This window comes from Lelliottia sp. AC1, from assembly GCF_023278595.1.
GTDB lineage: Bacteria > Pseudomonadota > Gammaproteobacteria > Enterobacterales > Enterobacteriaceae > Enterobacter > Enterobacter nimipressuralis.
Genome location: NZ_CP025699.1, coordinates 1980174 through 1992490, shown reverse-complemented (window position 1 = coordinate 1992490; position 12317 = coordinate 1980174). Strand labels below are relative to the sequence as shown.

At 56.1% G+C, this 12317-nt stretch carries 10 protein-coding genes and 2 tRNA genes; 7 read left to right on the top strand and 5 right to left on the bottom strand.

The window, feature by feature from the left end; genetic code table 11:
* Nucleotides 1–43: 43 nt before the first annotated feature.
* Nucleotides 44–133, bottom strand: a complete 90-nt coding sequence (locus tag C0560_RS09425) for a YnhF family membrane protein (RefSeq protein ID WP_100780411.1) — start codon at nucleotides 131–133, stop codon at nucleotides 44–46.
* Nucleotides 134–429: 296 nt separating this feature from the next.
* Between C0560_RS09425 and purR the strand changes: the two genes are divergently transcribed.
* Complete coding sequence (gene purR / locus C0560_RS09420; RefSeq protein ID WP_100780412.1) at nucleotides 430–1455, top strand: HTH-type transcriptional repressor PurR; 1026 nt, start codon at nucleotides 430–432, stop codon at nucleotides 1453–1455.
* Between the two features lie 16 nt (nucleotides 1456–1471).
* Here purR and punR read toward each other — a convergent pair whose 3' ends face one another.
* Complete coding sequence (punR, locus tag C0560_RS09415; protein WP_248860089.1) at nucleotides 1472–2383, bottom strand: DNA-binding transcriptional activator PunR; 912 nt, start codon at nucleotides 2381–2383, stop codon at nucleotides 1472–1474.
* A gap of 116 nt (nucleotides 2384–2499) precedes the next feature.
* Between punR and punC the strand changes: the two genes are divergently transcribed.
* On the top strand, nucleotides 2500–3699 hold the full coding sequence (gene punC, locus C0560_RS09410; protein ID WP_102103559.1) for a purine nucleoside transporter PunC: 1200 nt from the start codon (nucleotides 2500–2502) through the stop codon (nucleotides 3697–3699).
* A 296-nt stretch (nucleotides 3700–3995) separates the two neighbouring features.
* A complete protein-coding gene (cfa, locus tag C0560_RS09405; protein WP_181827784.1) occupies nucleotides 3996–5144 on the top strand; it encodes a cyclopropane fatty acyl phospholipid synthase in 1149 nt (382 codons plus the stop codon).
* A 30-nt stretch (nucleotides 5145–5174) separates the two neighbouring features.
* Here cfa and C0560_RS09400 read toward each other — a convergent pair whose 3' ends face one another.
* Nucleotides 5175–5816, bottom strand: coding sequence for a riboflavin synthase subunit alpha (locus C0560_RS09400; protein WP_100780416.1), 642 nt, complete (start codon nucleotides 5814–5816; stop codon nucleotides 5175–5177).
* A 227-nt stretch (nucleotides 5817–6043) separates the two neighbouring features.
* Between C0560_RS09400 and mdtK the strand changes: the two genes are divergently transcribed.
* The 4 genes from mdtK to C0560_RS09380 all read left to right on the top strand — a co-directional run bounded on the left by mdtK (nucleotide 6044) and on the right by C0560_RS09380 (nucleotide 9757).
* Entirely contained in the window at nucleotides 6044–7417 is a 1374-nt protein-coding gene (mdtK, locus tag C0560_RS09395; protein ID WP_102103557.1) for an MdtK family multidrug efflux MATE transporter, read from the top strand.
* Nucleotides 7418–7570: 153 nt separating this feature from the next.
* Nucleotides 7571–7647, top strand: a tRNA-Val gene (locus C0560_RS09390).
* 19 nt (nucleotides 7648–7666) lie between these two features.
* Nucleotides 7667–7743, top strand: a tRNA-Val gene (locus C0560_RS09385).
* Nucleotides 7744–8146: 403 nt separating this feature from the next.
* On the top strand, nucleotides 8147–9757 hold the full coding sequence (locus C0560_RS09380) for an FAD-NAD(P)-binding protein (protein WP_248860087.1): 1611 nt from the start codon (nucleotides 8147–8149) through the stop codon (nucleotides 9755–9757).
* A 32-nt stretch (nucleotides 9758–9789) separates the two neighbouring features.
* Here the strand turns inward: C0560_RS09380 and hisD are convergent, their stop codons facing one another.
* The gene (hisD, locus tag C0560_RS09375; RefSeq protein ID WP_248860086.1) at nucleotides 9790–11100 is read right to left on the bottom strand and encodes a histidinol dehydrogenase; all 1311 of its coding nucleotides are present in this window, start codon (nucleotides 11098–11100) and stop codon (nucleotides 9790–9792) included.
* The gene (locus C0560_RS09370) at nucleotides 11100–12242 is read right to left on the bottom strand and encodes an ester cyclase (protein ID WP_102103554.1); all 1143 of its coding nucleotides are present in this window, start codon (nucleotides 12240–12242) and stop codon (nucleotides 11100–11102) included. The genes hisD and C0560_RS09370 overlap by 1 nt, the downstream gene beginning before the upstream one ends.
* Nucleotides 12243–12317: the final 75 nt, after the last annotated feature.

The window sequence follows — 12317 nt, the reverse complement described above, 5'->3', positions numbered from 1 at the left end:
GGAACAGGCAGGAGACGAGGGAGAGAACTCTCCCCCGCTTGAATCAGTGCAGCGCAGCGGTCAGACCCGCAGCGACAATCAGAGCCAGAACAATAATGGTTGTCGTCAGCGAAAACTTCAGATCGGTACTCATCAATTTTTCTCCTTTTAATCACCCCACGAAAAGTGAGCTTGCTCATTTTTACACAGTTTACCCCAAAAATCTTCCTGGATTTAGGCTGATAACCGTTTTTGCTCTTCCCCTTTTCATCAAGATAAGACAAAATTCCACGCTAAATTTATAAGCGTACCGGCCACTGACCCCCTCCTGACGTTCTGAGTCGTTTTCCCGGCGTATCGCAATTCACATTGCGAGATAAGGGTGAGAGAAGGCAAACGTTTACCTTTAAGTATTTCAGGAGTTTAAGATATGGTCTGGAGTGACATGTAATGGCAACAATCAAAGATGTGGCGAAACGCGCAAACGTTTCCACTACAACCGTATCACATGTAATTAACAAAACGCGTTTCGTTGCGGAAGAGACGCGCAACGCCGTATGGGCCGCCATCAAAGAGCTGCACTACTCCCCGAGTGCCGTGGCGCGTAGCCTGAAGGTGAACCACACCAAATCGATCGGCCTGCTGGCGACCAGCAGCGAAGCCGCCTATTTTGCCGAGATCATCGAAGCGGTTGAGAAAAACTGCTTCCAGAAGGGCTACACCCTGATTCTCGGCAACGCATGGAACAGCCAGGAGAAACAGCGCGCTTACCTGTCGATGATGGCGCAAAAGCGCGTTGATGGCCTGCTGGTGATGTGTTCTGAATACCCGGAGTCCGTACTCTCCATGCTTGAAGAGTACCGCCACATTCCGATGGTGGTAATGGACTGGGGTGATACCCGCGCTGATTTTACCGATTCCGTCAACGATAACGCCTTTGAAGGCGGCTACATGGCAGGTCGCTACCTGATTGAGCGCGGTCACCGCGAAATCGGCGTCATTCCGGGTCCGCTGGAGCGCAACACCGGCGCAGGCCGTCTGGCAGGGTTCATGAAAGCGATGGAAGAAGCGCTGATTACGGTGCCAGAAAACTGGATCGTGCAGGGCGACTTCGAGCCGGAGTCCGGCTACCGCGCGATGCAGCAGATCGTCTCCCAGTCGCACCGCCCTACCGCGGTCTTTATCGGGGGTGACATTATGGCGATGGGCGCCCTTTGCGCAGCCGATGAGCTGGGTTTGCGCGTGCCGCAGGACATTTCAGTGATCGGATACGATAACGTGCGCAACGCACGCTACTTCACCCCGGCGCTGACGACCATTCACCAGCCGAAAGACTCGCTGGGCGAAACGGCCTTCAATATGTTGTTGGACCGCATCGTCAGCAAGCGTGAAGAGTCGCAGTCGATTGAAGTCCACCCGCGCCTGATTGAACGCCGTTCCGTGGCCGACGGTCCGTTCCGCGATTACCGCCGTTGATCTCCCGAGGGGCCGGTTATTCCGGCTCCCTCAGCCACTCTCTGTTTAGCGTTTCGCTGTCTCCCAGATAATCCAGCAGCCACGCCAGCGCCGGTGACATATCGTTTTGCTGCCACGTCAGGCAACAGGCCGCATCCGGGAACGGGTTTTCCAGCGTCAGCGCCACCCACTCACCGCGATCAATGCGTGGACGTGCAAAATGCACCGGCACCATTCCCACGCACAGCCCCGCAGAAAGACAGGTCGCCGACGTCTCCCAGTCCGGGGCGACCACACGCCGCTGGTTATCCAGTAACCAGGTAATCCGTTTTGGCAGCGATCGTGAGGTATCTTCCAGCACCAGTGACGGCCAGTTGCGCAACGTATCATCGCTCAACGGGCCTGCAACGGCGGCCAGAGGATGATCGCGGGCAACAACGCAAGTCCAGCTCAGGGCTCCCATATCGCGAAACGCATAGCGCCCGCCCACCGGGATCGCCTGGGTCGCGCCGATCGCCATCTCCACCCTGCCATCAGAGAGCGCATCCCACACGCCGTTGAACACCTCCTGCGAGACGCGCAGCTCCACATCAGAGAAATGGCGATAGAAATCGACCACCATCTTTCGGGTGCGTTCGGGTTTGACGATGTTATCGACCGCAATGGCGAGATGCCCGCGCCAGCCGTTCGCAATCTGCTGGCACTGCTCGCGGGTGATCATCATTTTTTTGATAACAGATCGCCCTTCTTTCAAAAACCAGACGCCCGCTGGCGTCAGAACCACGTCGCGGTGACGGCGCTCGAACAGCGGAACCGCCAGCCACTCTTCAAGCTGACGCACCGTATAGCTCACCGCAGAGGGGACGCGGTGGAGTTCCTGGGCCGCGCCACTAAAGCTGCCGTTACGCGCAACCGCATCCACCACTTCTAACGAATATTCTGACCACATTTTCTGCCTGCAAAATTTTTGAATGCAATCACCAAATATTAGCGTTTCACAAGGCAGTTTGCACTCCCTACACTTTGCGCCAGTGATTACCTGCCCTCTTTAGGAAATAAAAAATAATGCAACCCAACAAAGGATTCCTGGTCTGGCTCGGCGGTTTAAGCGTGCTGGGCTTTTTGGCGACCGACATGTACCTGCCCGCGTTTGCCGCGATGCAGGCCGATTTACAGACCCCTGCCGCCGCCATCAGCGCCAGCCTGAGTCTGTTCCTCGCCGGTTTTGCCTTCGCACAGCTGTTATGGGGCCCGCTCTCTGACCGTTACGGTCGCAAACCGATTCTGCTCCTCGGTCTGGCGATTTTTGCCGTCGGCTGCCTGGGGATGCTGTGGGTGCGTGATGCCACCTGGCTGCTGGTGCTGCGATTTATCCAGGCGTTCGGTGTGTGTGCCGCAGCCGTCACCTGGCAGGCGCTGGTGACGGACTATTATCCCGCGTCTCGCGTGAACCGCATTTTTGCCACCATTATGCCGCTGGTCGGGCTTTCTCCGGCGCTGGCTCCCCTGCTCGGTAGCTGGATCCTGGTGCATTTTGATTGGCAGGCGATTTTCGCCACCCTGTTTATCATCACGCTGGTGCTGATGTTACCGGCCTTCACGCTAAAACCTGCCCAGCCGAAACCGGCTGAAAACCACGATAATCGCGTCACTTTCCTGTCGCTGCTGCGTTCACGCGCGTATCGCGGCAACGTGCTGGTCTACGCCGCCTGTTCCGCCAGCTTCTTTGCGTGGCTGACCGGTTCGCCGTTTATTCTGCATGATATGGGCTACAGCCCGGCGGTGATCGGCCTGAGCTATGTTCCACAGACCATCGCGTTCCTGGTGGGGGGCTACGGCTGCCGCGCCGCGCTGCAAAAATGGCAGGGACAGCAGATGTTGCCGTGGCTGCTGGTGCTTTTCGCCGTAAGCGTCATCGGTACCTGGGCGGTTGGCTTTATTCCACACGTCGGGCTGACTGAAATTCTGATCCCGTTCTGTGTGATGGCCGTGGCAAACGGGGCGATTTACCCGATTGTGGTGGCTCAGGCACTGCGCCCGTTCCCTCATGCAACGGGCCGTGCGGCGGCGCTGCAAAACACCCTGCAGCTCGGTCTGTGCTTCCTCGCAAGCCTGATTGTCTCTGCGTTAATCGCTACGCCGCTGATGACCACCACCAGCGTGATGCTGGCTACCGTGGTTCTCGCCGCGCTGGGTTATCGCATGCAGGCCTCAGTGAAGACGCTGGCAGAGGACACTGCCGAGGCGAAATCGTCGCAGGCGTAATCGCGCGAGCAATTATGTTACATTTCAGTCATTAGGCTGCTAACAACTTTCAGTTGAATCGCTCTTTTTTGCGGCCTATACTAAATTTGGTTCATATAAATACGATAAATATTATGTGTTAACGGGAGCCGGAGTGCTCCCGTTTTACCATGGAAGGCCTTTCGGTAAGGGTTATCTCCCTTCCTCTGTTCTACGTCGGATATTAGCCTCACGGAAAAACCGTGGGATTTCTCACAAACCATAAAAAGCGGCTACGCTGTTTGAAGGTTCTGATCACACAACGTGATGGAGAAGCTATGAGTTCATCGTGTATAGAAGAAGTCAATGTTCGGGACAATAACTGGTTCCGGATCGTCAATGAATTACTGAGTCGGGCGGGCATCGCGATTAACGGGTCTGCTCCTTCAGATATTCAGGTAAAGCATCCCGATTTTTTCAAACGCGTGTTGCAGGAAGGTTCGCTGGGTTTAGGCGAGAGCTACATGGACGGCTGGTGGGAATGCGAGCGGCTGGATATGTTTTTCCATAACGTTCTGCGCGCCGGGCTGGAAAACCAGCTCCCCCACCACCTGAAGGATACGCTGCGGATCGCCTCTGCACGGTTGCTGAATCTGCAAAGTAAAAAACGGGCATGGATTGTCGGGAAAGAGCATTACGATCTTGGCAACGATCTTTTCAGCCGCATGCTTGACCCGTTGATGCAATATTCCTGCGCCTACTGGAAAGAGGCCACCACGCTCGAAGATGCACAGCAGGCGAAACTGCGTTTAATCTGCGAAAAACTGCAGCTTCAGCCCGGTATGCGGGTGCTGGATATCGGCTGCGGCTGGGGTGGGCTTGCCTGGTACATGGCGAAACACTACGGCGTGAGCGTCGTGGGCGTGACCATTTCGGCTGAACAGCAGAAACTGGCGCAAGAACGCTGCGCGGGGCTGGATGTGACCATTCTGCTGCAGGATTATCGCGATCTGGACGATCAGTTCGATCGTATCGTCTCCGTGGGAATGTTCGAGCACGTCGGGCCCAAAAATTACAACACCTATTTCGCGGTTGCCGATCGTAACCTGAAACCGGAAGGTCTTTTCCTGCTACACACCATTGGTTCCAAAAAGACCGATCATTCGGTCGATCCCTGGATCAATAAATATATCTTCCCGAATGGCTGTTTACCTTCGGTTCGCCAGATAGCCGATGCCAGTGAGTCGCACTTTATTGTCGAAGACTGGCACAATTTCGGTGCCGACTACGATACGACACTGATGGCCTGGCACGAACGTTTTCTGGCGTCATGGACGGAAATTGCGGATAACTATTCTGAACGCTTCAAGCGGATGTTCGTCTATTACCTGAATGCCTGTGCGGGCGCGTTTCGTGCCCGGGATATTCAGCTCTGGCAGGTCGTGTTCAGTCGTGGCGTGGAGCATGGTTTGCGGGTCGCGCGATAAAAAATAAACCCCGGATATCCGGGGTTTATTTTATTCGTCTTCCGACGTCAGTTTACTCGCTAATTCTTTCGCCGCCAGCACCCGCTCTACGGTATCCACTACCGCCTGGGTCTGGGGATCAATTTCGATATTAATGCGATGGCCGAGTTTTTTCGCCCCCAGCGTCGTGCGCTGCAACGTTTCCGGAATTAAATGTACGCAGAAACGGGTTGGCGTCACTTCACCCACCGTCAGACTAATCCCATCCACGCCAATAAATCCTTTGTAAAGGATGTATTTCATTAATGACGCGTCTTGGACCTTAAACCAGATCTGACGGTTATTTTCTGAAGTCAGGATTTTCGAAATCTCGGCGGTCGTCATAATATGACCCGACATTAAATGTCCGCCAATCTCATCGCTGAACTTCGCCGCGCGCTCAACGTTAACCATGTCGCCCACCACCAGCTCACCGAGGTTGGTAATACGCAGCGTCTCTTTCATCAGATCAAAGCTAATACGGTTGCCGTTAATCTCTGTCACTGTCAGACAGCAGCCGTTGTGTGCCACCGATGCCCCGGTCTCCAGACCGTCGAGCATATATTCCGGCAGCTCGACCACATGGGTACGGAAATTAGGTTTTTCATCTATGGACACCAGTTTTGCAGTGCCCTGCACGATACCAGTAAACATGCTTACCACTCCTGTATTATCCCAACGGTAGTGACACCGTTTAATCGCAACACAATAACAGTTGGAAAAACAGGTTGCCAGCGGAGCGCATTTTCTGGCGATTTTTTCACTAGATAAATAGAGAAACCCCGCTACAATAGCTGGCATTCCCCCTGTTTTTTCTTCTTGCTGCCAGTTTCGGCGGGTTTTTTAGTCTCTCAAATAACAACAAAACAAAAGGTGTTCACGTGCAGAAGTACATGAATGAAGCGCGTCAGTTATTAGCGCTGGCAATACCGGTGATCATCGCGCAGGTCGCTCAAACCGCAATGGGATTTGTGGATACGGTTATGGCGGGTGGTTACAGCGCCACCGATATGGCCGCCGTTGCTATCGGTACCTCTATCTGGCTTCCGGCTATTCTGTTCGGCCACGGACTGCTGCTGGCCCTTACGCCGGTTATCGCCCAGCTTAACGGCTCAGGCCGACGCGATCGTATTGCCCATCAGGTGCGTCAGGGCTTCTGGCTCGCCGGATGTGTCTCCGTTTTGATCATGATTGTGCTGTGGAACGCGGGCCATATTATTCGCTCGATGCACAATATCGACCCGGCCCTGGCCGATAAAGCCGTCGGCTATCTGCGTGCGCTGCTGTGGGGCGCGCCCGGCTACCTGTTCTTCCAGGTGGCGCGTAACCAGTGTGAAGGACTGGCGAAAACCAAACCCGGCATGGTGATTGGCTTTATCGGGCTGCTGGTAAACATCCCGGTGAACTATGTCTTTATCTACGGTCATTTCGGTATGCCTGAACTGGGCGGCGTGGGCTGTGGCGTCGCGACGGCGGCGGTGTACTGGGTCATGTTTGCCAGCATGCTCTCTTACGTCAAACGCGCGCGCTCAATGCGCGATATCCGCAATGAGCCGGGTTTCGGCAAGCCGGATATGAGCGTGGTGAAACGTCTGGTGCAGCTCGGTCTGCCTATCGCGTTGGCGCTGTTCTTTGAAGTGACGCTGTTTGCGGTCGTCGCCCTGCTGGTCTCCCCGCTGGGGATTGTCGACGTGGCGGGCCACCAGATTGCGCTGAACTTTAGCTCGCTGATGTTCGTACTGCCGATGTCCCTTGCGGCGGCGGTGACGATCCGCGTCGGCTATCGTCTGGGGCAGGGTTCGACGCTCGATGCACAGACGGCGGCGCGTACCGGCCTGATGGTGGGCGTGTGCATGGCGGCCTGTACCGCCATCTTTACCGTGTTGCTACGCGAGCAGATCGCCCTGCTTTATAACGACAATCCGGAAGTGGTGATCCTCGCCTCACAGCTGATGCTGCTGGCGGCGGTATATCAGATTTCCGATTCGATTCAGGTGATCGGCAGCGGTATTCTGCGTGGGTATAAAGATACGCGTTCGATCTTCTTTATCACCTTCACCGCCTACTGGGTGCTCGGGCTGCCGAGCGGTTACGTGCTGGCGCTGACGGATCTGGTGGTAGACAGAATGGGTCCGGCCGGTTTCTGGATGGGCTTTATCATCGGATTAACCTCCGCCGCGATCCTGATGATGCTGCGTATGCGCTTCCTGCAACGCCAGCCATCGAATGTGATTTTGCAACGCGCTGCGCGTTAATTACCCGCTAGCCGTCTACGGGCGGCTACTTTCTCTTCATTTTGCGCGGGAATGAAGCAATCGCGTGAAATACGGAAGAAAATTGCATTTTCCCTCTTGCCTCATCCCGTCACTGTCGCTAATATTCGACCCCGTTGTCACAGACAACATGATGCGTCCGTAGCTCAGTTGGTTAGAGCACCACCTTGACATGGTGGGGGTCGGTGGTTCGAGTCCACTCGGACGCACCATCAAAAAAATCTGTACAGTGCGTCCGTAGCTCAGTTGGTTAGAGCACCACCTTGACATGGTGGGGGTCGGTGGTTCGAGTCCACTCGGACGCACCATTTCAGGTTACACCTCTTCAGCTTTACCTCCCTTTTCAACTTTCCAGAATATCCCTGATTAGCCCGTTAATAACAGGCATTGCGGCTCTCTGTCGACGACGTTTCCCATTTTACATTTTCACCGCTCAACCTTCTGCTTCTCTGCGCGAATCCTGTTTCATCCCCTGACGTGATTTATCCCACAGGCGAGAACCTGACGGATAACGGCTTTCTGATAACGCTCCCGCTTCTGCTATAGAAATAGTGACAGCGTATATACTGTTTGATGTACGGGAAATCCGGCACTAAAAGCGGTGATGACTCAGAAATGGACGAGGGCAGACGGGCGAAAGGCGTTAACGCCCAGCGAAGTCGGTGCCCGGTTGCCCTCCAGGAATCAAACAATAATAACGGGTGAGAATGGATGAAACAGATTGCGATTATCGGTGCCGGCCCCACTGGCATTTATACCCTTTTCTCTCTGCTGAAAAATCAGACGCCACTGGCCGTGGATATCTATGAGCAGGGCGACGAGGCCGGTGTTGGCATGCCTTACAGCGATGAAGATAACTCGCGGATGATGCTCGCTAACATCGCCAGCATCGAAATTCCCCCGCTCTTTTCGACCTATCTCGACTGGCTGCTTACCCAGAGCAGCGAACACCTGGCACGCTACGGTGTGCAGAAATCCTCCCTTCATGACCGTCAGTTCCTGCCACGCATTTTGTTGGGCGAGTATTATCGCGACCAGTTTTTACAGCTGATCGCACAGGCGAAACAGCGCGGATTTACCGTCAAGGTGCAGGAGTCTTGCCAGGTTAAGGACCTGGAGGTGACGCCTCAGGGCGTCAAGATCTGGGCGGAGAACCGGTCAGAACCCGCGACGTACGATCTGGCGGTAATCGCCACCGGCCACGTCTGGCCGGACGAAGAGGAATCCACGCGCTCTTTCTTCCCCAGCCCCTGGTCGGGATTGATGGAAGCCACTATTCGCGCCTGTCGCGTTGGCATTATGGGCACCTCCCTCAGCGGGTTAGATGCGGCGATGGCGGTCGCCATTCAGCACGGTGAATTTATCGAGCCGGAAAATCAGCCCGTAGAATTCAGGCTCGACAAAGGGAGCGATGCGCTCGACATCGTGCTGATGTCCCGCTCGGGCATTCTGCCAGAAGCCGATTTTTACTGCCCTCTCCCCTACGAGCCGCTCACCCTCGTCACGGAACAGGCCATCGAAAAAGCGATCGCCGCAGGATCTGAGGGGCTGCTCGATCGCGTGTTCACTCTGATGACGCAGGAACTTGAGCTGGCCGATCCACAGTGGAGCCACGCCATTGGCCTTGAAGCGCTGAACGTCGATACCTTCCACGACGCCTATTTTGCCGAGCGCCACAAACACGATCCCTTCAGCTGGGCGCAATCCAATCTCGATGAGGTCGAGCGCAACAAACGTGATAAACGCACGGTGCCCTGGCGCTACACCATTTTGCGGATGCATGAAGTGGTGCAGGAGATCGTCCCGCATCTGACGGATAAGGACCGCAAGCGTTTTGACGCCGGGCTGTCGCGCATTTTTATCGACAACTATGCGGCCATTCCCTCCCAGTCGATTCGTCGGCTGCTGGCGCTGCGCGAGGCCGGCATTATCAGCGTGCTGGCGCTGGGCGCGGACTATAAAAGGGATGTGCAGGACGACAGGACGATCATTAAGGCGAAGGGAGAGCGTTATGAATTCGATCTCTTTATTGATGCCCGCGGACAAAAACCACTGAAGACCAAAGATCTGCCGTTCCCGACGCTGCGCCAGCAGTTACAGGAAAACGGCGATGAGATCCCGGATGTCGGTGAGGATTACACCCTGCTGGCACCCGACAACGTGCGCGGGCGCATCGCCTTTGGTGCTCTGCCGTATCTGATGCACGATCAGCCCTTTGTGCAGGGGCTGACCGTGTGTGCGGAGATTGGCGAGTCGATGGCGAAAGCGATCGCCCAACGCGCGTCGCGCGCGCGTCGTCGCCTGCAATTCAGTGAGGAGTAAGGCCTGGCGGAGGGCCAGGCCAGGCTGCTGATTTAATCGCGCGTGCCCGAGGTGATTGCGTCAATCGCCTCAGGCCGCAGACGAATCTCCGCCGCGCGCCGGTGCCCCTGCATCCCTTCCGTGCGGCTCTGGCGTATCGCCGGTTCCGCAATCGCTGCAATCCCTTTGTCATCAATCCACTGATGGGTACAGATTTTCACATAGGCGCCCACCCACAGCCCGCCGGTGTAGCGCGCCGCCGCCATCGTCGGCAAGGTGTGGTTGGTCCCACAGCATTTGTCCGAAAACACCACGCTGGCGTTCTGGCCGATAAACAGCGAACCGTAGTTGCGGATCTTCGCCGCCGTGCCGTGCGGATCGCGGGTGTGCACCTGCAGATGCTCCGTCGCCATAAAATCGGCAAACGCGATCAGTTGCTCCTCGGTGTCACACAGCACGATTTCGCCCTGACGACGCCAGGCTTCACCCGCCGTGGCCGCCGTCGGCAGCGTGGTCAGCTGACGTTCGATCTCCATCAGCGTACCTTCGGCAATGGCGCGACTGGTGGTCGCCAGCCCGACGCGGGTATGGACGTCATGCTCAGCCTGCGCCAGCAGATCCGCCGCCAGAATACGCGGATCGGCGCAGTCATCGGCGACGGTGAAGATTTCGCTTGGCCCGGCCAGGGCATCAATCCCCACTTTGCCAAACACCTGACGCTTGGCTTCGTTCACAAAGGCGTTGCCCGGCCCGACGATTTTATCCACCGCCGGAACGCTGTCGGTTCCCCAGGCCATTGCCGCAATCGCCTGGGCCCCGCCGATTTTGAATATCCGATGTGCGCCCGCCAGATGGCAGACGGCAATCATCGCCGGATGAGCGGCGGGCGGCAGACAGGCAATAATCTGCTCGCAGCCCGCGACCGTTGCCGGAACAATCGACATCACCGGTGCCGAAAGGATCGGATAGCGCCCCCCCGGTACGTAGCAGCCGACGGTCTGCACGGGAATAATGCGGTGTCCGAGATGCACCCCCGGCAGGGTTTCCACCTCGAGCGGCTGCATGGTCGCCAGCTGCGCCTGGGCAAAACGGCGCACCTGCGCAATGGCGAACTCGCTGTCGCGCCGCGTCTGCGGATCCAGATCGTTCAGCGCGTTTTCAATCTCCTGCGCCGTCACTTCAAACTGCTCAGGCACCACGTTGTCGAACTGCTGCGAAAATGCCCGCAGCGCCGCATCGCCTTCCGTTTTGACGCGCTCGATGATGGCGCTGACTTTATTCGTTAATGTACGGTCGGCCTGCGCATCCTGCCCCTGCGGCCGCTTGATCCAGCTCACCTGTTCCGTAATCGCTTGTGCAGACATTACGCCTCCTCCATCTGGCCGAGTTTGATTTGCGCCAGCAGCGCCAGGTGGTCGTACACCACCCATTCATCGACGATTTTGCCGTTGACGATGTGGTAGTGGGACATGCCCATCACGAACAGACGCTCGCCCGTCGGTTTGCCCAGCGCGCCGTAGCCCAGGTGGTGGCCTTCGATAATCCAGCGCACCGCCACTTTCACCCCGCCCTCATCGCATGGATTCGAACAGATATGCTGCGGCAGCCATGCACCATCAGGGATCATGCCGATCAGCGCCAGCGTCTGGTGCGTCACCGCCGCCGTGCCGTACAGCTCTTTCATTAACGGGCCGTGCCACTGCACGGTCGGGGCGTACACCTCTTTGATTTTGCCCAGCATCCGACGGTTATAGATCTCATGCAGCCAGCGCAGAAGCTGCTCTTCGGTGTCCGTGTGGGCGATAGAGACGTCACAGGCCACATCCGGCGGATACTGGCCGAGCATCCGGCCGTTCTCGCCAATATCGGTGACGCGAAAACCTTTATCGAACTGCTCTTTCGCCATGTTAAAGGCGATTTCATCGGTGTTCAGCCCAAGCTGCTTCATCAGCGACATGTTGTCGCTCACCACCCACTCACGGTAAATTTTGTTTTCGTGGATCATACAGTCGGCGACGGTACGGTTCACAAAGGTGCGATTGGTCGGTTTGCCCAGATGGCTGTACTGGGTGTGACGCCCGCTGCCGGTCACCAGATGCGAGGTATAGAAACCGTCCACGTCATTGCCGTTCCAGATAACCTGGGTCGCCATGCCGCGACGCTCCGGGAAAGCAATTAAGCGCTGGAGCGTATCCTGTACGACCTGCTCGCGGTTATAGAGGGTTCCCAACGCGTTATATAACACGCAGTTGTGGGTGTAATGGGTGTAAATTAATCCGACATCACGCTCATCCCATATTTTATGGGTACAGCGGACAATATAATCGACAATATCCGTATAGCAATCATCGAAGCCTCGCAATGATTGGGCACGCGGACGTTTTTCCGGAACGAGATCAATAAAGTCACGACGCTCGACCTGTAATACCGGCTCGTCTCGCGCGGGTTTGCTATTATTTTTCTCGGGTACTGCTGGAGCTTTATTGGTTGCTTCAGTTGAAGACATATGACCTCCTGCATTTCTTTTCAGACAAAAGGATCCCGCACCCGGAATGGATGGAGAAATTAACCGCAGAACCTA

Bases quoted from the DNA above. Each gene is read 5' to 3' on its own strand.
- C0560_RS09425 (WP_100780411.1), bottom strand. From the start codon at position 133: ATGAGTACCGATCTGAAGTTTTCGCTGACGACAACCATTATTGTTCTG.
- purR (WP_100780412.1), top strand. From the start codon at position 430: ATGGCAACAATCAAAGATGTGGCGAAACGCGCAAACGTTTCCACTACA.
- punR (WP_248860089.1), bottom strand. From the start codon at position 2,383: ATGTGGTCAGAATATTCGTTAGAAGTGGTGGATGCGGTTGCGCGTAAC.
- punC (WP_102103559.1), top strand. From the start codon at position 2,500: ATGCAACCCAACAAAGGATTCCTGGTCTGGCTCGGCGGTTTAAGCGTG.
- cfa (WP_181827784.1), top strand. From the start codon at position 3,996: ATGAGTTCATCGTGTATAGAAGAAGTCAATGTTCGGGACAATAACTGG.
- C0560_RS09400 (WP_100780416.1), bottom strand. From the start codon at position 5,816: ATGTTTACTGGTATCGTGCAGGGCACTGCAAAACTGGTGTCCATAGAT.
- C0560_RS09380 (WP_248860087.1), top strand. From the start codon at position 8,147: ATGAAACAGATTGCGATTATCGGTGCCGGCCCCACTGGCATTTATACC.
- hisD (WP_248860086.1), bottom strand. From the start codon at position 11,100: ATGTCTGCACAAGCGATTACGGAACAGGTGAGCTGGATCAAGCGGCCG.
- C0560_RS09370 (WP_102103554.1), bottom strand. From the start codon at position 12,242: ATGTCTTCAACTGAAGCAACCAATAAAGCTCCAGCAGTACCCGAGAAA.